At 48.4% G+C, this 26,194-nt stretch carries 22 protein-coding genes; 21 read left to right on the forward strand and 1 reads right to left on the reverse strand.

Translation table 11 applies throughout. The annotated features are described in order from the left end of the window. The first annotated feature begins 543 nt into the window (after positions 1-543). The 18 genes from FWE06_09385 (at position 544) to FWE06_09470 (ending at position 21,713) form a co-directional block, all read left to right on the forward strand. Positions 544-1,839 (forward strand): ATP-binding protein, encoded by a 1,296-nt coding sequence (locus FWE06_09385; protein ID MCL2547372.1) that lies wholly within the window; start codon positions 544-546, stop codon positions 1,837-1,839. 678 nt (positions 1,840-2,517) lie between these two features. Then, complete coding sequence (locus tag FWE06_09390; protein ID MCL2547373.1) at positions 2,518-4,122, forward strand: CTP synthase; 1,605 nt, start codon at positions 2,518-2,520, stop codon at positions 4,120-4,122. Then, on the forward strand, positions 4,119-4,328 hold the full coding sequence (locus tag FWE06_09395; GenBank protein ID MCL2547374.1) for a hypothetical protein: 210 nt from the start codon (positions 4,119-4,121) through the stop codon (positions 4,326-4,328). The genes FWE06_09390 and FWE06_09395 overlap by 4 nt, the downstream gene beginning before the upstream one ends. Continuing rightward, positions 4,325-5,059 carry an NAD(+) synthase gene (gene nadE / locus FWE06_09400; protein ID MCL2547375.1) on the forward strand — a complete coding sequence of 245 codons (735 nt, stop codon included), beginning with the start codon at positions 4,325-4,327 and terminating at the stop codon, positions 5,057-5,059. Before FWE06_09395 ends, nadE begins: the two co-directional genes overlap by 4 nt. Beyond that, positions 5,056-5,649 (forward strand): imidazole glycerol phosphate synthase subunit HisH, encoded by a 594-nt coding sequence (hisH, locus tag FWE06_09405; protein MCL2547376.1) that lies wholly within the window; start codon positions 5,056-5,058, stop codon positions 5,647-5,649. Before nadE ends, hisH begins: the two co-directional genes overlap by 4 nt. 1 nt (position 5,650) lies before the next feature. After that, a complete protein-coding gene (gene hisF / locus FWE06_09410) occupies positions 5,651-6,445 on the forward strand; it encodes an imidazole glycerol phosphate synthase subunit HisF (GenBank protein ID MCL2547377.1) in 795 nt (264 codons plus the stop codon). A 68-nt stretch (positions 6,446-6,513) separates the two neighbouring features. Continuing rightward, complete coding sequence (gene gatC, locus FWE06_09415; GenBank protein MCL2547378.1) at positions 6,514-6,801, forward strand: Asp-tRNA(Asn)/Glu-tRNA(Gln) amidotransferase subunit GatC; 288 nt, start codon at positions 6,514-6,516, stop codon at positions 6,799-6,801. A gap of 12 nt (positions 6,802-6,813) precedes the next feature. Beyond that, positions 6,814-10,491 carry a phosphoribosylformylglycinamidine synthase gene (locus FWE06_09420; GenBank protein MCL2547379.1) on the forward strand — a complete coding sequence of 1,226 codons (3,678 nt, stop codon included), beginning with the start codon at positions 6,814-6,816 and terminating at the stop codon, positions 10,489-10,491. Between the two features lie 31 nt (positions 10,492-10,522). Next, entirely contained in the window at positions 10,523-11,968 is a 1,446-nt protein-coding gene (gene gatA / locus FWE06_09425; GenBank protein ID MCL2547380.1) for an Asp-tRNA(Asn)/Glu-tRNA(Gln) amidotransferase subunit GatA, read from the forward strand. Next, on the forward strand, positions 11,965-13,395 hold the full coding sequence (gatB, locus tag FWE06_09430) for an Asp-tRNA(Asn)/Glu-tRNA(Gln) amidotransferase subunit GatB (protein MCL2547381.1): 1,431 nt from the start codon (positions 11,965-11,967) through the stop codon (positions 13,393-13,395). Before gatA ends, gatB begins: the two co-directional genes overlap by 4 nt. A 94-nt stretch (positions 13,396-13,489) precedes the next feature. Next, a complete protein-coding gene (gene aspS / locus FWE06_09435; GenBank protein ID MCL2547382.1) occupies positions 13,490-15,229 on the forward strand; it encodes an aspartate--tRNA ligase in 1,740 nt (579 codons plus the stop codon). Positions 15,230-15,238: 9 nt separating this feature from the next. Then, positions 15,239-15,646: a VOC family protein gene (locus FWE06_09440; GenBank protein MCL2547383.1), complete on the forward strand. Its 408-nt coding sequence runs from the start codon at positions 15,239-15,241 to the stop codon at positions 15,644-15,646. A 130-nt stretch (positions 15,647-15,776) separates the two neighbouring features. Then, positions 15,777-17,867: a glutamine synthetase III gene (locus FWE06_09445; protein ID MCL2547384.1), complete on the forward strand. Its 2,091-nt coding sequence runs from the start codon at positions 15,777-15,779 to the stop codon at positions 17,865-17,867. Positions 17,868-17,970: 103 nt separating this feature from the next. Next, on the forward strand, positions 17,971-18,387 hold the full coding sequence (locus FWE06_09450) for a pyridoxamine 5'-phosphate oxidase family protein (GenBank protein ID MCL2547385.1): 417 nt from the start codon (positions 17,971-17,973) through the stop codon (positions 18,385-18,387). A gap of 20 nt (positions 18,388-18,407) precedes the next feature. Next, positions 18,408-18,890: a hypothetical protein gene (locus tag FWE06_09455; protein ID MCL2547386.1), complete on the forward strand. Its 483-nt coding sequence runs from the start codon at positions 18,408-18,410 to the stop codon at positions 18,888-18,890. Between the two features lie 251 nt (positions 18,891-19,141). Further along, positions 19,142-20,005: a transketolase gene (locus FWE06_09460; protein ID MCL2547387.1), complete on the forward strand. Its 864-nt coding sequence runs from the start codon at positions 19,142-19,144 to the stop codon at positions 20,003-20,005. Further along, positions 19,999-20,982: a transketolase family protein gene (locus FWE06_09465; protein ID MCL2547388.1), complete on the forward strand. Its 984-nt coding sequence runs from the start codon at positions 19,999-20,001 to the stop codon at positions 20,980-20,982. The genes FWE06_09460 and FWE06_09465 overlap by 7 nt, the downstream gene beginning before the upstream one ends. 38 nt (positions 20,983-21,020) lie before the next feature. Next, positions 21,021-21,713 (forward strand): hypothetical protein, encoded by a 693-nt coding sequence (locus FWE06_09470; GenBank protein MCL2547389.1) that lies wholly within the window; start codon positions 21,021-21,023, stop codon positions 21,711-21,713. A 212-nt stretch (positions 21,714-21,925) separates the two neighbouring features. Here the strand turns inward: FWE06_09470 and FWE06_09475 are convergent, their stop codons facing one another. Next, positions 21,926-22,165, reverse strand: coding sequence for a hypothetical protein (locus FWE06_09475; GenBank protein ID MCL2547390.1), 240 nt, complete (start codon positions 22,163-22,165; stop codon positions 21,926-21,928). 255 nt (positions 22,166-22,420) lie between these two features. On the opposite strand from FWE06_09475, the gene FWE06_09480 reads away from it, so the two are divergent. From FWE06_09480 to FWE06_09490, 3 genes are all read left to right on the forward strand, one after another. After that, a complete protein-coding gene (locus FWE06_09480) occupies positions 22,421-23,968 on the forward strand; it encodes a MerR family transcriptional regulator (protein ID MCL2547391.1) in 1,548 nt (515 codons plus the stop codon). Positions 23,969-24,050: 82 nt separating this feature from the next. After that, complete coding sequence (locus tag FWE06_09485; protein ID MCL2547392.1) at positions 24,051-24,539, forward strand: hypothetical protein; 489 nt, start codon at positions 24,051-24,053, stop codon at positions 24,537-24,539. 785 nt (positions 24,540-25,324) lie between these two features. Beyond that, the coding region (locus FWE06_09490) for a tyrosine-type recombinase/integrase (protein ID MCL2547393.1) at positions 25,325-26,194 on the forward strand (870 nt) is incomplete at its 3' end.

Below are 26,194 nucleotides of genomic sequence, written 5' to 3' on the forward strand. Positions count from 1 at the left end.
CAAAAACAGCATGTCGTGAATACGCTCTTTGACGCCAACGCTTAATTCTTGTACGTTTTCATCTTGCCATAAAACTACATTTTTTCCTTGCCTTTTTTACGCATTTTATCATTGTCATTGACAAGTTGATGTGATTATAGAACAAGCAAAAACGGCAGAGCAAACGCCGGCGCGTACTGTGCGCACGAGAAATCACCATGAAAGATAACAGCAAAACTTTTTGAAAAATCTCTTGACAACTCGTAGCGACAAGTTTTTGGTTGCTCAAAAATTTGGGTGTGTTGGCATGAGTATAATCGCATACTCAAATTATAATTTGTCGGTGGGCGGGTTTCCCTATCTTATCGGCAATAATTTAATTGAATCATTCAAAATGTTGTTGTTCTTTATTTTTCGTCATACACATGAATAAATCAATTTTTCTTTATGAAGCACAGCCATGTTATAGGCTGTTTTTTTATATTTTATAAAAATAATTGCAAATAACTGCTTGACAAATATGCGAGCGTATGCTATATTATAAACGAAATGGAGGATAGGACAATGGAAAACACAACTTTACTTTCTCTATCTGCTGAAAACTTTGCTTCTTTTGCTGAATGCGCTACTTTTACAACGGTCATTGAGGCGGGCAAAAAAGAGCATATGGAAAACACTTTTAAGCGCGGAGACCATACACTAAACAAAGTTTCTGTTCTCTACGGTGCAAATGGCTCTGGAAAAACATTCTTTTGTAAAATTCTAAGAGAAATTCAACGAATATTAGAATGGTCACCTATTTGCGTTGCTGTGAACAACCCTCAGCTTTTAGCAATTCCCGAAATAAAGGGGATGGACAGCTCTGTTTCTAAATTTGCATTTGATACTGCGTATAAGGATAAGCCATCGTGTTTCGCAATATCTATAAATTTGGGCGAAACTACTTATAGCTATTCATTCTGCATTCATGGAAAAAAAATAGTTTCAGAGCTACTTACAAAGAAATACCGCCGAACGGAAAAAATACTTGAACGAACATCACCATCCTTTAAGGATATCTCTTTACGCTCAGAGTTGAAAGGATTTGAATCCGCAAAACATATTGTAAATGAAGAAGCTCTGTGCTTACCCGTTGCTGCTATATTTAACAATGAGTTTGCCAACAAAGTAGTTTCTGCTATTACCAATATTCAAGTTATCAGCATGACGGCTGCAAAAATTCACCCAGCAGAAACCAAAGAATCGTTTTCTATATCTCGAAGAGAGAAGTATGTTAATATTCTTAAAAAGGCAGATCCGACCATAAGAAATTTGAATATATCCTTTGAGGAAGAAGAAGTGGCTTCGCAAAATATAGCCTTAGATGATTTTGAAAACCGAGAAATTATTACCAAGAAAACAACGGTAGGAGTTGGCACTGAACATGCAATTTACACAGATGGAATAGAAATGGAGCCGGTTCCTATGCGTTTTTTCGCTGATGAATCGTTAGGGACGATCAAATTATTTACAGCATTACCACATCTATTTGACACATTAGAACATGGAGGAGTTCTTGTTGTCGACGAAATAGAGAATGGGTTGCATCTATCTTTGGCCAAAGAAATTATTGGATTGTTTATCAATCCAGAAAGCAATCCTAACAACGCCCAGCTTATTTGCACTTCACACCAACCCCTACTTGTAAGCGAAAATTTCCGGCGCGACCAAGTTTGGGTAGTCAGCAAAGATGATTACGGAAAAAGCTCTCTGCATAGAATGAGCTCGCTAAAAAGCTCAAACGCTAAAGCAGGCTTAACAAATCGCATTCTCGAAGGAGCTTTTGGCTGTAATCCAGAATCTTTTTTTGACAACACATAGAACGTGAAAAAGCAAAAACACCGAGCGACAACTCGGTGTTCTGCGGGATAACAGAAGCATGAGACGACCTCATACTTGCGTCAGAAGCATAAGTATATCATGGTCTATTCCAAATTGCAATAGAAATCTGTATCCAGAAAGGTAAAAAACGCAGGCTTTTTCTAAAAATGTGATGTTATACATTTTTAGAAAGGAGTTCAATAATGAGAATTAAATATACTTATTATCGGTGCCGTTGCGGTAGGAAGCTTATACCAACAGGCAATCCTTCAAAGTGTCCATATTGTCGTCAAGTGACGTATCTGAAGTAGATGGGCATATGAGCTAAACGAACCGCTTCCTATATACATAATATAGGGGGCGGTTCGCCTTTTAATAGGTAACTGTCAATGCGTTTTCGAGCCGTTGCAAAATAATTTCATCTGTGTTAAGATGGATTCGCAAATTCTTTATTCAAAGCTATTTGCCGTGATACTATTTTGATACTAAAAAATCCTCATGCCCCAAATAGCAGTAAGAGTGAGGATAATGGGAATCAAAATCTGTAATATCACAAAAACAAAAATGTTTAATATTGATATAGACTTGGCGAGTGGGAGTAGAAAAAGCCTTTTCTCCCCTTGCCATCTTGCAGAAATCCGTGTATAATAAGGGATATTTTCATAACGAGGCGTACATATGACAAAATACATTTTCGTAACAGGCGGCGTAGTATCGGGCTTAGGCAAGGGCATTACCGCCGCGTCACTGGGCAGATTGCTCAAACAGCGTGGACTCAAAGTCGCCGCACAAAAGCTCGATCCCTACATGAATGTCGATCCGGGTACCATGAGCCCATTTCAGCATGGCGAGGTCTTTGTCACCGACGACGGTGCCGAAACCGACCTCGACTTGGGGCACTACGAGCGGTTTATCGACGAAAATCTAACCCGGCTCAGCAGTCTTACAGCGGGTCAAGTCTATTGGCGCGTGCTGGAACGTGAGCGCGCCGGCGGATACTTGGGCGGCACGGTGCAAGTCATTCCGCACGTCACCGAAGAGATCAAAAACTTCATTTACGCCAAAGCGCAGAGCAGTCAGGCCGACGTGTTGATTACCGAAATCGGCGGCACGACCGGCGACATTGAATGCCAACCGTTTTTAGAGGCCATCCGTCAAGTGTCATTAGAAAAAGGCGCACAAAACTGCCTGTTTATCCATGTGACACTCATCCCCTATCTCAAATTTTCGGGCGAGCATAAGTCCAAGCCGACACAACACTCAGTGGCTCAATTGCGCGCCACAGGCATCACGCCTAACATTATCGTAACGCGCGCCGACGAACCGCTGAGCAACGGCATCGCTGACAAGTTGGCACTGTTCTGCAATGTCAAGCCCGATTGCGTTATTGAAAATATCACCGCGCCGTCACTGTACGAAGTCCCGTTACTGTTGCACGAAAACGGGTTGGACACTGTTGTTTGCCGCCAGCTTGGCATTGATGCGCCGCAACCCGATTTGGTCGAATGGCAGATGATGGCACAGCGTATTGCCACACGGACATCAACAGTCACCATCGCCATCGTCGGCAAATATGTCCAATTGCACGACGCCTACTTGTCGGTCATGGAGAGCCTGCACCACGCCGGCTTCGCCACCTCGTCAAAAATCAACTTTAAGTGGATTGACAGCGAGGACGTTACGCGCGAAACTGTCGGGCAGCTCTTAGACGATGTTGACGGCATCGTAATTCCCGGCGGATTCGGCGACCGCGGCGTCGACGGCAAGCTTTGGGCCTGCCAATACGCCCGCGAACATGACATTCCATTCTTAGGCATCTGCTTGGGCATGCAGGCTGCTGTCATTGAGTTTGCGCGAAATGCTTGCGGTCTTGACGCACATTCGGGTGAGTTCTGCCAATCGACGGCGCATAAAGTCATCGATCTTATGCCAGACCAAGAAGGTCTCGTTGGCAGTGGCGGCACAATGCGCCTTGGTTCATATCCGTGCGCAGTCAAACCGAATACTTTGTTATACAAGCTGTACAACATGCCCAACATCGAAGAGCGGCACCGCCATCGTTTTGAATTCAACAACGACTACCGTGCACAGCTGACAGCGCACGGGCTGGTCATTTCCGGCACATCGCCCGACAATCGTCTTGTCGAGGCCATCGAATTGCCTGAAAAGCGCTTCTTTGTCGGCGTACAATTTCATCCCGAATTCAAAAGTCGTCCCAACCACCCGCACCCGCTGTTTGTGGGGTTGGTGCAGGCTGCTATGAAAGGAGAAGATCTAACATGAAACTCTTAGAATATTGCTACTACTTCCTTGGGTTCCTTGTCGTCAACTTCATCTTTGCACTGACCGATGGGCGCGGCTTCGACCTAACCGGCGCAATCGTTCGCACCGTTGTTCTCTGCGGCGCATTTGTGTTTTTAACGGTTTTTTGGAACATGTTTGTCAAGAAAAAGTTGCAAAAATCTATCAAAGACGATGATCACGCATGAGAGACTATGCCATGGAAGTCAATCAACGTGTCACTTTTATCCGTGATGTGTTGCAATCGAGTGGCGCGCAAGGCATCGTCTTCGGCAACAGCGGCGGAAAAGATTGTGCGTTGGTTGGCATTTTATGTAAAAAGGCCTGCGACAATACTGTCGGTGCGATTATGCCTTGCGGCTCCAAGCGCAATTACGCACTTGATCGCGACGACGCACTGACGTTTGCCGCGCAGTATAATATTGAAACGCGCCAAGTCGATTTGTCACCCGTGCGTGAGGCATTTTTATTGGCTGTTTCAGCGGCAGCAACGGTTACAGACACGGCAAATATTAACATCGCACCGCGCTTGCGTATGACAACACTCAACGCCATTGCGGCAAGCGAAAATCGACTGGTTGCCGGTACGGGCAACCGCAGTGAGCGATATATGGGCTACTTCACCAAGTGGGGTGACGGCGCGTTTGATTTCAACCCGATTGCCGACTTGACGGTGACGGAAGTGTTCGAGTTTCTGCGCCATTTGGGTGCACCCGACCGTATCATTGACAAAGCTCCATCAGCCGGATTATTTGACGGGCAAACCGATGAACAAGATATGGGCGTGACGTATGCAGCAATTGACAAATATTTGTTCGAAGGCACGGCAACAGCCGAAGATTTGACGATTATTGAGCGATATCATGCGATGAGCGAACATAAACGACAGCCACCACCGACATTTGGAGGTTCTCTATGATTAAAATTATCGACTATAAAGCAGGTAACGCGCCCAGCGTCATGCACGCGCTCAGTCACTTGGGCAAGCAGGCAGAATTTGTTCGTTGTGTCAGTGATTTGACAAGTGCAAGCCACATCATTCTGCCCGGCGTTGGCAGTGCCAAGGCAACGATGGATTCGCTCTTTGAGATGGACGTTTTGGCTGCGCTGAAAGAACTGGTTTTAGTCAAAAAAACGCCTTTCTTAGGCATCTGCGTGGGAATGCAGATTTTGTTTGAGCATAGCGAGGAAGAGAATACGCAATGTCTTGGCTGGCTGAAAGGCCAAGTTGTGAAATTCGACACAGACAAGGTTCGGGTGCCGCAGATAGGCTGGAATAAAGTTACTTTCAACGATGATACAACCCAAGAGGACTACTTCTACTTCGTTAACTCATACTATGCAAAATCCGCCTTTGCAGAAGACATTTGGGGCGTTGCCGACTATAACGGTGAATTCACGGCAGCCGTCAACCGCAGCAACATTTACGGTATGCAGTTCCATGCTGAAAAGAGCGGCGAGGCGGGGCTGGAATTATTGCAAAATTTTATAGCATCGGGGGACAATTAACATGCTTACCAAACGACTGATTGCCTGCTTGGACGTTATCAACGGGCGCGTCACCAAGGGGGTGAAATTCCAGGACAACATCGATGTTGACGCAGCGGAAGTAATGGCCGAAAAAATCTATCAGGCCGGCATTGACGAGATGATCTTCTTCGATATCACTGCCAGTGCTGAAAAACGGCGCACCGATATTGAAACCATCAAGCGCGTGGCAAAGCGCGTATTTATCCCGTTTACAGTCGGCGGCGGCATCCGCAACTTAGACGATATGTATGAAGTCCTCAAAGCCGGTGCCGAAAAAATCAGCGTCGACTCGATGGCAGTGCGCAATCCGCAAATCATCAACGACGGCGCAAAAGCCTTTGGCTCACAGTGCATTGTGTTGTCTACGCAAGTGCAGCGTGTACCAAAAACGCAACAAATCCCAAGCGGCTTTGAAGTCTTTATCGACGGTGCACGCGTTGCCACCGGCATGGATGCACTCGAATGGGTTCAGCGCGGGCAGGAGCTGGGTGCGGGCGAAATTTGCCTCAACAGCATTGACTGTGACGGCACACATAACGGTTACGATCTTGAACTTATGCGAATTGCCGAGGAAGCTTTATCCATCCCGCTGATTGCTTCCGGCGGCGCGGGCAAGCCAGAACATTTGAAGGATGTATTCACGCAAACTGATGCACAGGCCGCGATTATCAGCAGTATGTTATACTCGCCGCGTATGGAGCGAAATTACAGCGTAGAGGAATTGAAATCATATTTGCTGAAACATGGTGTACCGATGCGGCCGATGAGAGTTTAAGTTTGACAAGCCGGCCAACATCAAGTATAATTTTTGGATAGGATTATCGTGCGTTGAGAGGTAACAATATGCAAATTGACGGCAATCTAATCGCCTATTTGGAGGATTTGTCCTGCCTAAATCTGACAGATGAGGAAAAGGTACATCTGATAGACGATTTGGGCAAAATCTTGAAGCGCATGGGGCAGCTTGGCACACTTGATGTCACAGGCGTTTCGGAGTGCAGCCATCCGTATGACTACACCAACTCCATGCGCGATGATGTGATACAATCCGCATGGCCGCGTGAGTTGATTTTGCAAAATGCGCAAAAGCATACTGATGAGATGTTTGTTGCGCCCAAAACAGTGGATTGAGAGGATTTACAAATGATACACCGTTGCTATATAGAAAAACGCCCCGGACATGACGTTGCCGCGCAGTCGTTGCAGAACGAATTGCGCGCTTTGTTGCGTTTACCCGATTTATCGGTACGGCTATTTAACCGTTATGATGTACAGGGTTTGCCTGCCGAAAATTGGGCGAGTGTGAAGGCAAGTGTACTCAGTCAACCCATGTGCGATGTTTGTTGCAACGATGAATTGCCACAATTTGAGTCTGATGTCCGTTTGCTTTTTGTCGAGCCTTTGCCCGGGCAGTTTGACATTATCTCCGACTCATATCAACAAAGTATTCAAATGTTGCTCGGCGGCGAACGTCCCATTGTCAAAACAGCGACAGTGTACGCGTTGCAAGGCATTGACAACCAAGCCTTTGAGCGCATCAAGGTATATCTTATCAACCCGCTGGATAGCCGCGAAGCTACGGCAGATAAGCCCTCAAGCCTAACAAACGATAACAATCGTGCGATTGACGATATTCCTGTTATCGAGGGTTTTATCGCGTTGGACAAGCCCGCGTTGGATGCCCTGCCGGAAGAACTGGGACTTGCCATGTCGCAAGCTGATTTGGCAATCATTCAAGAACACTTTCAACGCGAAAAACGCGACCCGACTTTGGCCGAATTGAAAGTGATTGACACGTATTGGTCTGACCACTGCCGTCATACCACATTTTTTACCGTTATTGATGACGCCGACATTCAAGACGAGCGCGTACGCAAGGCCTACGACTTGTTTTTGAGCGTCAACGGCAAGCGAGACACCACGTTAATGAACATTGCAACTGCATCAATGCGGCATTTGCGCAAGCAAGACAAACTACCCATGCTGGATGAGTCGGAGGAAAACAACGCTTGTACAGTTCAAGTGCGTGCCGAATTTGAAGATGGCGAACAAGACTGGCTCTTATTTTTCAAAAATGAAACACACAACCATCCCACCGAAATTGAGCCGTACGGCGGCGCGAACACCTGCGTCGGCGGTGCCATTCGCGACCCGTTGTCCGGCAGGTCTTATGTCTATCAAGCCATGCGGATTACCGGCTCGGGCGACCCGCGTATGCCGTTGGACTCCACATTGCCCGGCAAATTACCGCAATATCAAATCACCACTACTGCCGCCAAAGGCTCCGGCGCATATGGCAACCACGTCGGCTTGGCAACAGGCTTTTCCAAAGAGCTGTACCACCCGGGCTACATTGCCAAGCGTTTGGAATGCGGCGCTCTTGTCGGTGCCGCACCCAAAGATTGGGTGCGACGTGAGCATCCGGCCGTTGGTGATGTTGTTGTACTGCTTGGCGCAAAAACCGGACGTGATGGCATTGGCGGTGCCACAGGCTCATCTGCATCAGATTCATCTGAAACACAAAGCGGTCCCACGGCATCCGACTGTGCCGCCGAAGTTCCAAAAGGTGAAGCGTCCGAAGGCCGTAAACTGCAACGCCTTTTCCGCAATCCCGATGTGACACATTTGATTAAACGTTGTAACGACTTCGGCGCAGGCGGCGTATCTGTCGCAATCGGCGAAATTGCCGATGGAATAGAGGTTAATCTCGATGTCGTGCCAACCAAGTATGATGGGCTGAACGGCATGGAGCTTGCCTTATCGGAATCGCAGGAACGCATGGCAGTTGTGATTGCCGAAAATGATTTTGAGCAACTGCTTGCATATGCCAACGCCGAAAACGTTGAAGCAACTGTTGTTGCGCAAGTCACCGAACGGCGATATATGACCATGACATGGCGCGGCAAGACGATTATCGATATCAGCCGCGATTTATTGGATACCAATGGCGCGACTCGCTATGCCGCAGTTGAGGTAGGGCGCGGTGCCTCCGACGCGACGCAAGCTGCACCGGGAGCACAGTGTGCCGAGGGCGTCACGCCCTACATGCTTGCATTAGCACAAGACCTCAACTTCTGCTCGCAAAAAGGGCTGGTTGAGCGGTTTGACAGCTCGGTTGGCGGGGGTAGTGTGCTGATGCCGCTTGGCGGCAAGTATGCCTTGACTGAAGCACAAGTCATGGCAGCACTCCTCCCAAGTGTCGGCGCACAAACGGCATCTGTCATGGCATACGGGTTTGATCCCGAATTGACAGAAGCTGACCCATTCGGCGGCTCGGTTTGGGCAGTCGTTGTATCGGTGGCCAAGCTGATTGCATCAGGTGTACCGTTGGACACCGTGCATTTATCATTGCAGGAATTTTTCCCGCAACTGCGTGATTGCCCGACCCGTTGGGGCAAGCCCTTTGCCGCGGTGCTTGGCGCATTTGCAGCGCAAATGGGACTGGGCATTGCGGCTATCGGCGGCAAGGACTCGATGTCGGGCAGTTTCGGCGAACTGGATGTGCCGTCAACGCTGATTAGTTTTGCCGTTGGTGTTCAAAATGCGGCACACATTATCAGCCCCGAATTCAAAGCGGCAAATAACCCTGTCTATCTGCTTGAAACACCGCTTGATAGTGATGGCTTACCCAACTACCCTGCCCTGCAAGAACTTTGGGCGAAATACACCAAACTTTGTCGCGCGGGTAAAATCAATTCAGCATGGGCATGTGAGCGCAACGGCGTTTACGGTGGCATCATGAAGATGGCGTTTGGCAACAAAATTGGCTTTACCGGTAACTTCGACAAGAATCTGCCCGAGTTTGGCTCGATTGTCTTTGAGGCAACAGAGAAATTAGATGACTTTACGCTGCTCGGGCATACACAGGACAAGCCTTGCTTGACATTGGGTGACGAAGATGTAGCCTTAGAGGAATTGATTGAAGCGTGGAACGCGCCGTTGGCGCAAGTGTGGAATGTAGAAATTCCGAATGGCTCGAAATCACTCCCACAAACTCCTGCTTTCACGCCCAAAACTCCGAACTCCGAATTCCGAATTCCGAATTCTAAACCAAAGGCGATAATCCCAACCTTCCCCGGCACAAATGGCGAGTATGACACACAAATGGCGATTGAACGTGCCGGAGGACAATCTGAAATTGTACTTGTACGCAATCTTACGCCTGCCATGTTAGAAGAATCAATTGCCGCCTTGGAGAAGGCCATTAACAATACGCAGATGCTTGTCTTCCCCGGTGGATTCTCTAGCCAGTATATTGAAGCCCTCTTCCGTAACAACCGTCTTGTCCACGCCGTCGAGGACTTAATCCATCGACGCAACGGCTTGATTTTAGGCATTTCGAGCGGCTTCCGGGCACTTGTCAATCTCGGATTGCTGCCATACGGCAAAGTGACTGATATGGCCGCCGACAGCCCCACGCTTACTTTCAACGCCATTGGACACCATCAGGCATACTACGTCAAGGCCCGTGCGGCGTCCATGCTGTCGCCGTGGATGAGCCGTGTCGACCCCAACGAACTGTACGTTCAGCCCATCAGCCACGGCGAAGGGCAGTTTATGGCAACGCCACAAACGCTGGAGCGCTTGCAGAACAACTGCCAGATTGCATTCCAATACGTTGATTATGACGGTACCCCGTCCATGGACGTCGCACACAACCCCAACGGCTCACTGTGGGCGATTGAAAGTATATGCAGCCCCGACGGCAAGATTTTAGGCAAAATGGCGCATACCGAGCGTTATGGCAAATATGTGGGCAAAAATGTACCCGGCAATAAATTTCTGCCGCTGTTTGAGGGTGGAGTAAACTATTTCTTGTAGGGGCGACCTGTGGTCGTCCGTGGAGGCGAAAATGTTTGACATGAGCGCATTACAATTAAGCAAAGCCCTGCAAAACAAGCAGCTCAACGTTGTAGACGTGGTGACTGCTTATCTTGAACGCGCTGAAAAGAACGCGCACAACGCATTTATCACTGTCATGCGCGACAAGGCGTTGGCTCGGGCACAAGAAATTCAAGCAAAAATTGACGCAGGTGAGATTCTCTCTCCACTGATGGGTGTGCCGATTGCCTTGAAAGACAATATTTCGACGGCAGGGACGCCGACAACGTGCGCCTCCAAGATGCACGACGGCTATGTGCCAATCTACAATGCAGCCGTTGTCGAGCGGCTCGAACAAGCCGGCATGATTGTCATCGGTAAGCTGAATATGGACGAATTTGCCATGGGCGGTTCAAGCGAAACCAGCGTCTTCGGCGCGGTGCGCAATCCGCATGACACCTCACGCGTGGCCGGCGGCAGTTCGGGCGGAAGCGCAGCAGCCGTTGCGGCACGGGAAGTACCGCTAACACTCGGCTCGGATACGGGCGGCAGTATTCGCCAACCCTGCTCTTTCTGCGGCGTGACAGGCATCAAGCCGACATATGGCGCAGTGTCGCGCCACGGTGCGATTGCCTTTGCCTCATCACTCGACCAAATCGGCACATTGGGCAAAGATATCAACGACTGTGCCGCAATGCTTGCCATCATTTCCGGCCCGGACGAACGCGACAGCACCTGTGTCATTGACAAGCCATTTGCCTTTGATATTTCGTTGTCTGAGCAGTTGGATGGCGTGAAGATCGGCCTGCCGCGGAACTGCTTCTCCGATGGTCTTGATGAGGATACCGCCAAAGCCATTCGCACTGCCATACAAGAATTTACAACGGCGGGCGCGACTGTCGAGGAATTCGATATGCCCTTGCTTGACTATGCCATTGATGCCTACTATATCATCGCTTGCGCCGAAGCATCGAGCAATCTATCGCGCTATGACGGCCTAAAATACGGGCATCGAGTTGATGCAGACAATCTTCATGACCTGTATCGCAACTCCCGCAGCGAAGGCTTCGGATTGGAAGTCAAGCGGCGCATTATGTTGGGTTCGTTTGTGCTATCGAGTGGCCATTATGACGCTTACTATAAGCGAGCATTGCAGACCCGTGCGCTCATCAAAGACGCTTATGATAAGCTGTTCGGACAATTTGACATTATTCTCACGCCCGTGGCGCCCTCGATTGCATACAAAATCGGTGCCAACATTGACGACCCGATTAAAATGTATATGGGTGATGTCTTTACTTGCTCGGTCAATATGGCGGGACTGCCCGCAATTGCTCTGCCATGCGGGTTTAGCCACGACGGCTTGCCCATTGGTCTACAGTTGATTGGCGAGGCATTCTCCGAGCCGAAATTGGTCAACGCTGCGCAAGTTTATCAAAAGCGCACCGATTTTCATGTTAGGGGGGGGCAAACATGAGCTGGGAAATCGTAATGGGCTTGGAAGTCCACGCCGAACTCTCGACCAAGACAAAAATCTTCTGCGGCTGCCCCAACGACTTTGGCGGCGCCCCTAACACGCACGTCTGCCCCATTTGTTCGGGTATGCCGGGCACGTTGCCGGTACTCAACCGTGCCGTAGTGGAATACGCCGTCAAGCTGGGGCTGGCATTGGATTGCGACATTACTTCACCCTGCCAATTTGACCGCAAACATTATTTTTACCCCGACCTGCCCGCGGCATATCAAGTGTCACAATTATACGTGCCCATCTGCCAAAACGGGCATATCGATCTCGACCTTGACGGCGTTGAAAAGCGTATTCACATCCGTCAAATACACATGGAAGAAGATGCCGGCAAACTGATACACGACCCCGCGAATCATCGCACGTTGATGGATTTCAATCGTGCCGGTGTGCCTCTCTTAGAGATTGTTTCGCAACCCGATTTCCGTAGCGCTGATGAGGTTATAGCATACTTGGAACAGTTGCGCGAAACGCTGATCTATCTCGACATTTGCGACGGCAAGATGCAGGAAGGCTCTATGCGCGTAGACGTAAATTTGTCGATACGGCGACCTGGCGGCGAGCTTGGCGTGCGCACTGAAATGAAAAATCTCAACTCGTTCAAAGCCATTGCACGAGCCATTGAATATGAATCCGAACGACAAATTGATATTTTGGAAAGCGGCGGACAGCTCATGCAACAGACGCGCCGTTGGGATGACGACCGTGGCGAAAGCTACGCCATGCGTTCCAAAGAGAACGCACAAGACTACCGCTACTTCCCCGACCCCAACCTATTACCTATTGAAATCAACGCCGCGTGGATGACACGATTGCGCGACAGTTTGCCGGAATTGGCACACCAAAAGCGCGCACGGTATGTACAGGATTACGGACTATCAAATGTCGAAGCCAATATTTTGACGACGCATCGCAATGTATCGGATTTATTTGAAGCATTGATTGCCAACAGTTGCGAACCAAGAGAAACTACGAATTTGATCGTTGTCGAAATTATGCGTTTGATGAACGCACACGACACATTGCCCGAAAACTTGAACATTGATACAAGCAAACTGGCAACGCTGATTGCGCTGGTTCTTGATGATAAGATCAACCGCAAGGCGTACAAAGAAACCATCGAGGCCGTTTTTATCGACAACGTTGACCCCGAGACATATATCAACGATAAAGGGCTGCTCATGGTCAGCGACGACGGCGCATTAGCAGGCATTGTGGCGGCCGTTATCGCAACCAACCCCGACGCCGTGACAGACCATCATAACGGAAAACCCAAGGCGTTCGGATTCCTAATGGGGCAGATTATGAAGCAGCTTGGACGCAGCGGCAACCCGACAGCTGCAAAAAAAGCATTGGAAGAGAAACTGAAAGAAACCTAACGCTCGCCGGAGGGACCGGCATCAATTATCGACCCGCTCACTGATAAAATAAGAAAGGGGTCCCCGCGAGACCTGTCTCATGGGGAATGAAACCATGAAGTATCGCACACACACTTGCGGCGCGTTGCGCCCTGAACATATCGGACAGACTGCCACGCTGTCGGGATGGGTAGAAAATATCCGTGACCACGGCGGCGTTGAGTTTGTCGATTTGCGCGACCAATACGGCATCACGCAAGTCGTGTTGCATGACGACGGCGTAAAATTTTCGCGTGAAAGTGTTATCACGGTACAAGGCGAAGTCAAACAACGCGCCGAAGATACTGTCAACCCGCGCTTGGCAACGGGCGAAGTCGAAGTCCACGCGATAAACATTATCGTGCAAAGCGCAGCGACACGTATGCTGCCGTTTGAAGTACGCGAATCACAAGCCGTGCGCGAAGAAGTGCGGCTTACCCACCGTTTCTTAGACCTGCGCAACCCGTCCGTCAAACAAAATATCTTGCTGCGCTCGCAAGTGACATCTTTTTTGCGTCAAAAGATGGAACAACTGGGTTTTACCGAGTTTCAAACACCTATTTTGACTTCATCGTCGCCCGAGGGCGCGCGTGATTTTCTCGTGCCCAGCCGCAAGCATCATGGCAAATTCTACGCATTGCCGCAAGCACCACAGATTTTCAAACAGCTACTGATGGTGTCGGGCTTTGACCGCTACTACCAAATCGCGCCCTGTTTCCGCGATGAAGATGCTCGCGCGGATCGCTCACCGGGCGAGTTTTATCAGCTGGACTTTGAAATGGCGTTTGCCACGCAGGAGGATGTTTTTGAAATCGCCGAAAACGTGCTGACAGAAACGTTTGCCAAGTTTGGCGACAAACCCGTCACTTCAGCACCCTTCCCGCGCATCTCTTACGCCGAAGCTATGATGAAGTACGGCACCGATAAGCCAGATTTGCGCAACCCATTGATTATTGAGGACTTGACCGACTTCTTCCAAGGCGTTGACTTCGCGCCGTTTAAAGATATTCCCGTCCGCGGCATTGTGGCGCAAGGGGCGAGTACACAATCTAAATCATTTTTCGAGCGTATGCTGCAATCCGCGCTCGACATCGGCATGAAAGGTCTCGGCTATATTTCGGTGCTGGAAGACGGCAGCTTCAAAGGCCCAATCGTCAAGTTTTTGTCCGACAGCAAACAGGCAGAATTGCGCCAAATGCTATCACTGCAAGCCAACGATACGCTCTTTTTTATCGCCGACACACCCAAGGCCGTCGATGGCTTAGCGGGGCAAATCCGCACAAAGCTGGGTGAGCAATTGGAGCTGATTGACACAGATATATTCTCATTCTGCTTTGTCGTCGATTACCCCATGTACGGGCTGGCTGACGACGGTAGCATTGAGTTCACGCACAACCCATTTTCCATGCCGCAGGGCGGTTTGCAAGCGTTGGAAACGCAAAATCCGCTCGATATTTTAGCGTGGCAGTATGACATTGTGTGCAACGGCATTGAATTGTCGTCAGGTGCGGTACGAAACCATTTGCCTGAAGTTATGGAAAAAGCCTTTGCCATCGCAGGGTACAACAAAGAAGAATTGGAATCAAAATTTGCAGCATTGTACAACGCTTTCCATTACGGCGCACCACCCCACGCCGGCATGGCACCGGGACTCGACCGTATTGTCATGCTGCTTGCCGGTGAGGAAAATATCCGCGAAGTCATGGCATTCCCAATGAACAGCAATGCACAGGATTTATTGCTCGACGCACCCTGCGAGGTGACGGAGCAGCAATTGCGGGATGTTGGGATTCGGTTACGCGGCGTTAGGAACTAGGTCTAAATTATGCTGATACCACACTTACACTTCTGCGGTGATTGCAAGGCCGCCATTGCCTTGTACGAGAAAGCGTTTGACACAAAAGTTGAAGAATATGTTACATTTGACGATTATTCTCGCAACGACCCCGAAAGCTGTGCGAACGACAAGCAAATCGCCCATGCTCGTATGATAATCCACGGGCAAGCACTTATGCTCAACGACAGGGATGATTTTGCCAACAAAGACAAGTCGCTCAACAGCGCGCCACATTTGATTGTGCAGTTTGCAAGCAAAGAAGAACTGCTGGCTTGCTACGAGCATTTCAAGGACAATGGTAGAATAATCGACCCGTTTGTCACAACATTTTATAGTGCATTGGTGGGTAATTTTATGGATGAATTCGGTGTGCTGTGGGGCTTTATGGTGGTGTGATGTTGTAGGGGCGGCAAAATGCCGCCCACCCGCATTAAGCCATGATATTTCGACTTTTTTCTACTGCCACGGGCGATTGATAATCGCCCCTACATCGCGTACGGCGCGTGAAGAAAGGATGGTGTGTACCATGAAAAATATTCCCAAACTCTTTGGCAGCATGGTCTTTAACGATGACGTCATGCGTGAGCGGCTGCCTGAAAACATCTATAATGCCCTCAAAAAAACGATGGAGCAGGGCACACACTTGGAGCTTGACGTCGCCAATGTCGTGGCCGGTGCCATGAAAGATTGGGCGGTCGAGAAAGGTGTGACGCACTATACACATTGGTTTCAGCCCATGACCGGCATCACTGCCGAAAAACACGACAGCTTTATTTCACTTTGCGGCAACGGCAAGGTGATGATGGAGTTCTCCGGCTCGGAGCTTGTGCACGGGGAATCAGACGCGTCTAGTTTCCCTTCGGGGGGCTTGCGTGCCACATTTGAAGCTCGCGGCTATACGGTTTGGGACACGACCTCGCCCGCCTTTATCAAAGATGGTACGCTGTGTATCCCAACGGCGTTTTGCTCATATACCGGCGAGGCGTTGGACAAAAAAACGCCCCTGCTCCGCTCAATGGAAGCACTTAATATGCAGGCCCTGCGTATTCTACGTCTCTTCGGCGACACGGCTACAAAACGCGTCGTTCCCAATGTCGGGCCGGAACAAGAGTATTTTCTGATTGACAAAGACCTGTACTTGCAACGCCCTGACTTGGTCTATGCCGGGCGCACGGTGCTGGGTGCGCGTCCGCCTAAGGGTCAAGAGAAAGAAGACCACTACTTCGGCAGCATCAAGCCATCTGTGTCGGCGTTTATGAAAGAACTGGACGAGGAACTTTGGAAACTCGGCGTGACAGCAAAGACACGGCACAACGAAGCCTCACCGGGCCAGCATGAACTTGTGCCGATTTTCTCAACGGCAAATATCGCCACCGACCATAATCAAATTGCCATGGAACTGATGAAGAGTATCGCCGACGCTCACGGCATGGCCTGCTTGTTGCATGAAAAGCCATTTGCCGGCATGAGCGGCAGCGGCAAGCACAACAACTGGTCCCTCGGCACCGACAGCGGCGTCAATCTACTCGACCCGGGCAAAACGCCGCGCGAAAACGCGCAGTTTCTGCTCTTCTTGGTCGCCGTCATCCAAGCCATTGACGAATATCAAGATCTGCTCCGCCTCTCAGCGGCTAACGCCGGCAATGACCATAGGCTGGGCGGCCACGAAGCCCCGCCGACCATTATTTCCATCTTCTTAGGCGAAGAACTGACCGACATTCTCGAATCCATTGAGTCAGGAAGCAATTGTCCGGACAGGGGCGAGCAGTCGATGGAAGTCGGCGTCACCGCTCTGCCACACTTCCCCAAGGACACCACCGACCGCAACCGCACTTCGCCGTTCGCTTTCACCGGCAACAAGTTTGAATTCCGTATGCCCGGATCTTCATTTTCGATTGCCGGCCCGAATATTATCTTAAACACTGTTGTTGCCGAAGTTTTGAGCCAATTTGCTGACCAACTCGAAACATCAAGCAACTTCAACAGTGACTTGGCGGCATTGATCAAAAACACATTCAAGACACACAAACGCATTGTCTTCAACGAAAACAACTACGCCGATGAGTGGACTGCCGAAGCCGAAAAACGCGGTCTGTCCAACTTAAGAACAGCTATTGACGCACTGCCTGCGTTTATTTCACCAAAAAGCGTCGCGCTCTTTACTAAACACAACGTTTTGGGTGAGTCCGAGCTGCACTCGCGCTGTGAAATTCTGTTAGAAGACTATTGCAAAGCCATCAACATTGAGGCGTTGACGATGGTTGACATGGTCAAGGGCGGTGTCATTCCCGCCGTTGTCGACTATCAGAACGACTTGTGGAAACTCTATGAACGCTCAAAACAATACGGCAATTTTGACTCAACATTGGAAAAAACGTTGTTAGAGACAATTTCGGCATTGTCGGGCGAATTGCTCATCAAGCTGACGGCGCTCGAAAGCGCAATCGCCATAAACCGCGACGGCATAGGCATTCTCGCCCAAGCCAAGATATGCCGCGACAAAATCTTTGTCGCCATGAACGAACTGCGCCCGATTGCCGATGAACTCGAAACGCTGATTGCCAAAAAATATTGGCCGTTTCCGGATTATGGGTCACTGTTGTATAGTGTGATTTAAGATTTGGGATAATTTATGTTTTGAACAGGACATACTGTTGTCGTGTTTCGTGTGGTACTATGTGAATGAATCTACACACTAAATATCTAGGAGGACACAAATTATGAATCCAAAACTGTTTGAAAGAGCAAATCAAATCATCCAAAAAACTGCAAACGTTCATTTAGGTGTTGTTGACGAAAATGGGTACCCTGTGGTTATGTCAATGTCGCTTATTAACCCCGAGAATATTTCCGAAGTTTTTTTATCTACAACGCTTGACTCAAACAAGGCAAAAAACCTTCAAAGAAATAACAAGGCAAGCGTGTGTTGCAACACGAACGAGCACAATATAACCCTTATCGGCGAAACGGAAATTCTTACCGATCAAGAAACAAAGAGCAAATGCTGGCAAAATTGGTTTATAGAAGTTTACCCGGGCGGCGAAACAGACCCTAATTATTGCATCATTAAATTTACCACAAAACGAGTGTCGCTATATATCGACGACAAAGCCGCAGCGTTTGAACTCGCAAAATAAGCAAGACAAGGTGAACTGTTATGGCACAAGAAAAAATCGGTTTTGAACAATTTTTAGATGCAGTGGATGCCGACAATCAAGCATTTATTCAAGAATTACACACCGGCTTAATAGACAGCGGTTGCAAGGCAACATTTGAAGAAAAGAAAAGCGGCTATCTCGCCTCTTATAAATATGGTAAGCCGCCAAGGGCTGTTGCTAACGTTCTTTTCAGAAAAAAAGGTGTGCTCGTTCGTATTTACGGAGAGCATATAGGGCAATACCCCGAATTCTTGCAGACATTGCCGGAGGAAATGGTGCAATCCATTGAGAGTGCAGGGATATGCAAACGATTGGTTCACAATACTTGCAGTCCAAAGTGTGCAGGCTATGATTTTGTTATCGGAAACGAGCGTTATCAAAAGTGCAGATACAACTGCTTTGAGTTTTTGGTAACGGACATAAGCAAGTCCTGTATTACATCATTTGTTGAGCGCGAAATACAGACACGAGCAGTAGTGTAAGTAATTACGTATCATTTAGAGATAAGCAACCACTCCTTTGATGTAGCTTAGGCTATGCCGAAGGGGTGGTTTTGGCATGGGCAAAATCATGCAGATTTAATTTATAGCGGCGACTGTTCCCGGTTGCCACTACACTATGGTTCGGTCTCATCAATGAAATTGTGCCCTGTCCGGCAATTACCCCTTGCCTTACACCCGAATTATATGTTATACTGTCAGATGGCAAGTGGCAGCTTGCCGCAGGAGGTACTATGACACTCAAAACACTACAACTCAAACTCTTCGCCGAAACCATACGGCGGGAAACCTTGCAGGCATTTGTCACGGCAGGTGCCGGCCATATCGGCGGCTCGATGTCGATTGTCGAAACACTTGCCGTCCTATACGGCCGCATAATGAATATCACACCGAACAACCCGCAAGACCCGAATCGCGACCGTTTTGTTATGTCCAAAGGACACGCCGGCCCTTCACTCTATGCCGCTTTGGCACTCAAAGGCTACTTCCCGCTCGATTGGCTGGGTACATTAAATAAAAACGGCACATCGCTGCCATCGCATTGCGATATGAAAAAAACGCCGGGCATTGACGTCAGCACCGGCTCATTGGGGCAAGGGTTGTCGATTGCCATTGGACTGGCATTGGGGCAACGTTTTGATAACAACGCTTGCACTTACGCCATGCTGGGCGACGGCGAACTCAACGAGGGTCAAATTTGGGAAGCGGCGCAATTTGCTCCCTTTCATAAGCTGAACAATCTCATCGCTTTTGTCGACAACAACGGCAAACAGCTTGATGGCACAACCGACGACGTACTTGCCCAACTCGACATCGGCGCAAAATTTGCCGCATTCGGCTGGCATACGCAAGTCATTGACGGGCATGATATTGATGCGATTATCACCGCTATCACTAACGCCAAGGCGCAAGACACCGCGTCGATGATCGTTCTCAATACCATCAAAGGCAATGGCTGCCAATACGTTGCCGAAACGGCGAAAAACCACCATATGCCGGCTGATGAGCGTATGCAGCCCGAACTGGTGCGCATACAACGAGACATTGACGCCCTCACGGCGCAACTTGCAGAACTGGGAGGGCAACCGCTATGCTAGAATTCGTACACGATACGTTACAGGATGAGCTCGGGGCAGACGGTCTGCCTGCGCTCATGCGCGAAACATTTATACAACAACTTATTGTGTCTGCCAAGCAAGACGACCGCATTATGGCACTTGATTCCGACTGTGCCGGTTCTTCGGGCTATACGGCGTTCGGCGCGCAATTTCCCGACAGATTCATCAATTGCGGCATTGCTGAGGCAAACATGACCGGCATTGCGGCGGGGTTGTCACTAATGGGGAAATTACCGTTTACCCATGCTTTCGGCGTGTTTGCCACGCGGCGCGCCTGCGACCAAATCGCGCTGTCTTGCGCCTACACCAACGCTAACGTCCGCATTGTCGGCACTGACCCCGGCGTATGCGCGTCACTCAACGGCGGCACGCATATGCCTTTTGAAGACATGGCCGTACTGCGCGGCATTCCCGGCGTAACACTCATTGAACCGACCGACAGCGTTATGTTGCGCGGCATTTTTGATGAATTGACCGGTATGCACGGCGTGGTGTATATTCGCTTAAAACGCAAGACTACGCCTGCGATTTACAAAGACGGTGCGACATTCAAAATCGGCAAAGCGAACCTTGTTCGTGAAGGATCGGACGTAACGCTCATTGCCTCCGGCATTATGGTTGCCGAGGCGGTCATTGCGGCGCAGGAACTGGCGCAAATTGGCATTTCGGCACGTGTCGTTGATATGTTTACTTGGAAACCGCTTGATAACGAGATGGTGGCAACGTGCGCGCGCGAAACGGGCGCCATTGTCACATGCGAGAATCATAATATCATCGGCGGCTTAGGTGAAGCCGTCAGCGCGGCGGTGTGCGCCACAACCCCCTGTCCCGTTGAGCGTGTTGGTGTCAATGATACGTTCGGTGAAGTAGGCAGCGAGGGGTATTTGAAAGAGAAGTTTGGCTTGACGGCGGCGGAGATTGTTGCGGCGGCAAAGCGGGTGGTTGAGAGAAAGTAGCTAATTTATATTAGGTGCATAGGAGACTGTAATCAGAAATGCCGAACTTTTGGAGCTATATAACAAACGACAAATATGCTGTTGGTTGCACGGGGCAAACGGTATATGTTTATGATGCTTTGGGAAACGAAATCGCTCGATTTAAGGACTTGACATACGCTTATAAAGCTATGTTTTGTCCCGAGCATGACACATTTGTTGTTAAAACAACAGAAGGACGGCTCGCTGTTTATTCGCTCAATAGAATGAAACTAATCAAAAAGTTCCGTTTTTCGAAAATCGATGCTGGGCAGGACGATGGGTTTTGTTTTTCGAGTGATGGCAAGTATTTTTATAACATTGAACGTCATATTGATGGCTATAACTCTTGCCTTTCGGTCTACGAAACATCAAAGTTCAACAAAGTGAAGCAACTTTTTCTCTCGGATTCCGCTATTGTGTTAGAGTACATCGAATATGATGATGCCCTAGGCGGATTGTTTGTGCTTGGATTTATGAGGGGAGAGAGCGGAGTAATTGATTATGGGTTCGCAGCAGCTCTTAACGGCGATGATTTGGCGAATATTACGAGGCTTGCTGACGACCAATACTACTATGTGCTGGGATATAAGAGTTTGGAAATTATGGGGTTTACTTTACTGGCAAAAGAGTGTTCGAGTTTACCTTATGATGGCTATGATTTAGAAAATATTGAACACATTAAACTGTGTGATTTAATATGTAGAAAATAAGCAATAGCAAAGTTAAACGCTCAACCCATTGAAACGCTTGCAAATTCAAGGTTTCAAGGCACGACAGGCAGTCCAAAATAACACAAAATCAAGACCATTAGCAACGCACTAGATACACTACTAGTGACAAAAATTCAAACTATTTCTCAGTTTCAGAAGCCATTAAACCGCCCAACTGCTTGCAGTTGGGCGGTTTTTGCCGATGAGCGGAATTAGAATCCGCTCACCCATTTCAAGCTTTCCGAAACAGCACCCCCCCCAACTTCGGGACAAATTGTCCCGAAGTTGCCGCTTAACAGACCTCGGCTCATGTTGGATATATCCCCCGTCGCCGCGTTTTTCACTGCATAGACAAGTGAACCAGTCAAGGGCGCGGAACGCGCCGCCGTAGGCGGGTTACCCTTGACTGGCTCGCGCAGGCTATGCGATTTCGCGGACGGCGGCGGGGGCATATATCCTCCGGAGCCCGCTACCTTTCGCAACATTGACTTTGCCGCTGTGTTATGGTATGATTTCGATGTGTGGTGGCGATGTTAGTTGCCATGCGCCGCCTTGCCGATGGTAAGGTCGGTAGTTTATATTATCCCGCATTCGAGGGTAAAATCCGAGTGCGGATTTTTTATAAAAACTTTTGAAAAAAGGCTTGACTCGAACACAGTGTCGTACTTTATACTTGCTATTGAGAACAGGAAAGGAGGGTTGAACTTATGGAACTACAAACGGTTAGACAAGTTTCGCAAACCTACGGCATTTCGGCAAGAATGTTGCGGTACTATGAGCAAATGGGATTGCTTGAAAGCGAACGCATTGACGATTATGCGTACAGAGTTTACGACCAAGCCGCACTCAAACGCTTGCAACAAATCGTAATCTTGCGGAAATTGCAAATCCCAATCAAGCAGATACGCGACATTCTCAACAACCAAAACGCAGTGACGATTATCGAAGTATTCGAGCAAAACATAAGCGAACTTGACGAAAAGATAACAGCACTATCTACGGTCAAGTCGCTCTTGGCGCGTTTTGTTGATGAGTTGCAAGAAAAAGCTGAGGTGTCGTTGAAACTTGACATTTTGAACGATAAATCCATGATTTCGCTTGTGGATGCTCTGTCTGTTCCAATATCAAGAATAGAGGAGAACATTCCAATGGAACAACTAAACAAAGCGAGCGAAACCTTGGCGAAATACAATGAGCAAAATGTGCGTGTCGTATATCTGCCGCCCATGACGGTGGTGGTATCGAGTTACGCGGACATTGATGCAAAAGATGATAAGCCGTATCAAGAACGGGCAATGGTTGTAAAAAACCACATGAAAAAATTTATCGATGATGTTGATTTGTTTACGATTAAGCTGGATACGCGGTTTTTCGGTGAACTTTGGCACGAGGGGCATTGGGAGGGCAGCTACAAGCTGTGGGCAAGTATACCCGATGACCTTGACGTGCCTGCGCCGTTATTAAAAATGAAGTTTGATGGCGGTCTGTACGCAATGTGTAAAGGCGAGGATGGTCTTTGGGACTGGTTGAATGCTAGCGGCGACTACGCATGGCAACCCGCCGGCGGCGAAAACAGGCCGATTATGCACGAATATATCAATATGTTCAACAGGCACGGGTTGAAACACGGCTACAATAACAAACTCGGGTTTCAGTTCTTGGAGTTGATGATTCCTATCAAGGAAATTAAAACTTATACGAACGCAGAAAAAGACGCTATACTTTCGAGCATTGCCACGGCAGAGGCAAACGGCAAAGTAACAAAAATTGATTTGGCAACACTTGTGGCAAATGATAACCCCGAAGTTAGCTATACGAATGGCTTGCTTACGGTTAAATCGGCGGGGCTTGATAAAATGACAACGCTGCAGAAATTTATTGCGCCATTGAAAGTTGAGATGCGGGCAGCAACAGACAGTCATGATATTGTGCTTTCGTTTGCCGATGGCCGAATAATGCTCAATCATAAATATCTGCCCGGCATGATGGCGGTAAATGATTTGGTTGACGGCGAGGTTAGCTTTTACAATATGATTGCTTTTTCGCCCGGCGAGTTTATTGATATTGAGTGGATTATTGACAAACAGGCAATGATTATTAAAATCAACGGCGAAATACAGCACTTTGACGCAAATGAAAAATATATCGCCGCATTTGCAAAAAACCCCGAATACAATTTAGCGTCGGCAGTTTCTGTTGGGGCGTTTGATAGTTCAACGGTAACGGTGGAGTCGTTGCGCGTGACGGAGTTGTAGGGTGGCGAATAAACAAAATCGACCACGCCGATGGCGTATCAGGCAATAACGAAATTTTATATTTGTGGGAGGATTAAAGAATATGTCAGAATGTAAACGTCAAAAACTTGAAAGTATCATGAATAACAACTTAACGGGCAAAGCGTTGGAAAATGCACTCGATTTTGTTAATTCTATGATTACGATAGGATATAACATCGAGATAAACGACACTATCGATTTTTATTATATGGGCGAGATTACTTTTCTCGTTATTATTGCTCCGCACAGCGAAAATTTTCCCGACGGTTATTGGGGTATTTTTAATTACCCTCTCAACGAAAACGAGAACTTTCCATTAGACAGCGATTTAATCGACTTTGTTCATCAGAGTGTTCGGATATGTGAGGGTGAGTGTGGTTGTGCTGACTGGCCAAGAGGTGGAAATAAAGTCGTTTACGGAAAGAATTTTGAAGATGTTTGTTCTTCCGTGATTCAATGGTCAACCCCCGATGCCGAAGCAGTAGAAAAGATAAAAGAGTTAATGAAAAATTGGGCGTTGATTATTGCAGAAAAACAAGGCGCCAAATAAGCATATGGCATAGCTTTGCCCCGCATGAACGCCACATCGTAAGTAGCTACATTATCAACACTCAAAGGTGGCTGCACCCCCTTTGAACCCCTGCACACCCACTGAATAAGATAACGGAGTGTTATCTTATTCAGTGGGTTTTGTGTTTTTATGCCAACCGCAAATCTCAAAAATAAATCGAAATTATTTTCGCACTGACTGCCAAATCTGACGAAAAATCTCGCGAACATCACACCTGCGCTCGTCATAAAAAATCAAAACTTCACACTCACACCGAGAACAAAAAAGTCCAAAACCTCACATCCGCCGCCGCGCAAAAATAAGCCCTTGGGCGCGACTGAACTTCGGGACAAATTGTCCCGAAGTAGCGGGTCCGGGGAGCAACCCCGGCAAGCAGAAAAGCGGAAAATCCCAGTTGGGATTTTCCGCTTTTCGTGCAGGTGGCTTGCCAGGTGCATTGCTTGCCATTTAGTGCAAGCCCTATTTTTGCTGTTTTGCGCGAACAAGTTTTTCAACAAGCCACCCTTGACATTTTTTCAAAAATGTGTGTTTGTCTGAGCCTCGCGGACGGCGTGCTTTTTCGCAAATAATCTTGCGTCTATGAGGCAGCAAAGCCACCTCGCCGCACAAGATTATCGCGGCACGCCTGCTCGGCATCGATTAAAGGACACAATCCGCTTACTTGTTAAATCGTCGAGTCATCCTTGCGCGATGGTCGGCATTTTGTTATGATAATCATGGCTTTTGAAACTGACAATTTTACGAAATTGGAGGTTCAAGAGAACATGAGAAATCCGAACGGTTACGGGTCGGTCATCAAGCTACACGGCAACCGCCGCCGACCCTATCAAGTCCGAAAAACAGTAGGCTTTAACGAGAAGAAGCACCCGATTTATCAGACGTTAGCCTATGTCACCACGCGAGAGGAGGGTATGATTTTACTCGCGCAATTCAACAACGCACCGTGGGACGTGGAAAAGTCCAAAATCACGCTTGCCGATTTATTCGCCCTGTGGCAAGAAAGAAAAGCTACCAAACCAAAATCTACGCACGACATGATGAAAACGGCGTACAACCATTGTAAGGCACACTACAACGCGAAATATATCGACATCAAAGCGTACCATATGCAGGACACCATCGACAATAGCGGGTGCGGTTATGCCACGCAGAACGCCATCAAGGTTTTTTGGCGTAACATGGGCAAGTTTGCGTTAGAGCTAGACATCACAAGCAAAAACTATGGTACTTTGCTGACCTCCGCGACTGCTGTTGCCGAAACAAGTCGAGAGCCGTTTTCGAGTGACGAAATCACCGCAATTTGGGTAATACAAAGCCAGCCGTGGGTTGACTCCGTGCTGTTCTTGCTGTATACTGGTTTTCGTATTTCCGAGATGCTCGACTTGCGAAAAGCAAATGTCAATCTCGACAACGGCACGATGACAGGCGGCACGAAAACCACAGCGGGTAAAAATCGGGTCGTGCCTATCCACTCGAAAATCTGCCATATCGTCGAGGCGCGAATGCAAGAAGACGGCGAATTTTTGTTTTCTCATAATGGCAGACAATGCGGCAGCACAACCTATCGCAAACTGTGGCGCGACATCATGCAAGCGGCGAATATCCAACATACGCCGCATGACTGTCGTCACACA

The sequence above is a fragment of the Oscillospiraceae bacterium genome (assembly GCA_009780275.1).
GTDB lineage: Bacteria > Bacillota > Clostridia > Oscillospirales > UBA929 > WRAI01.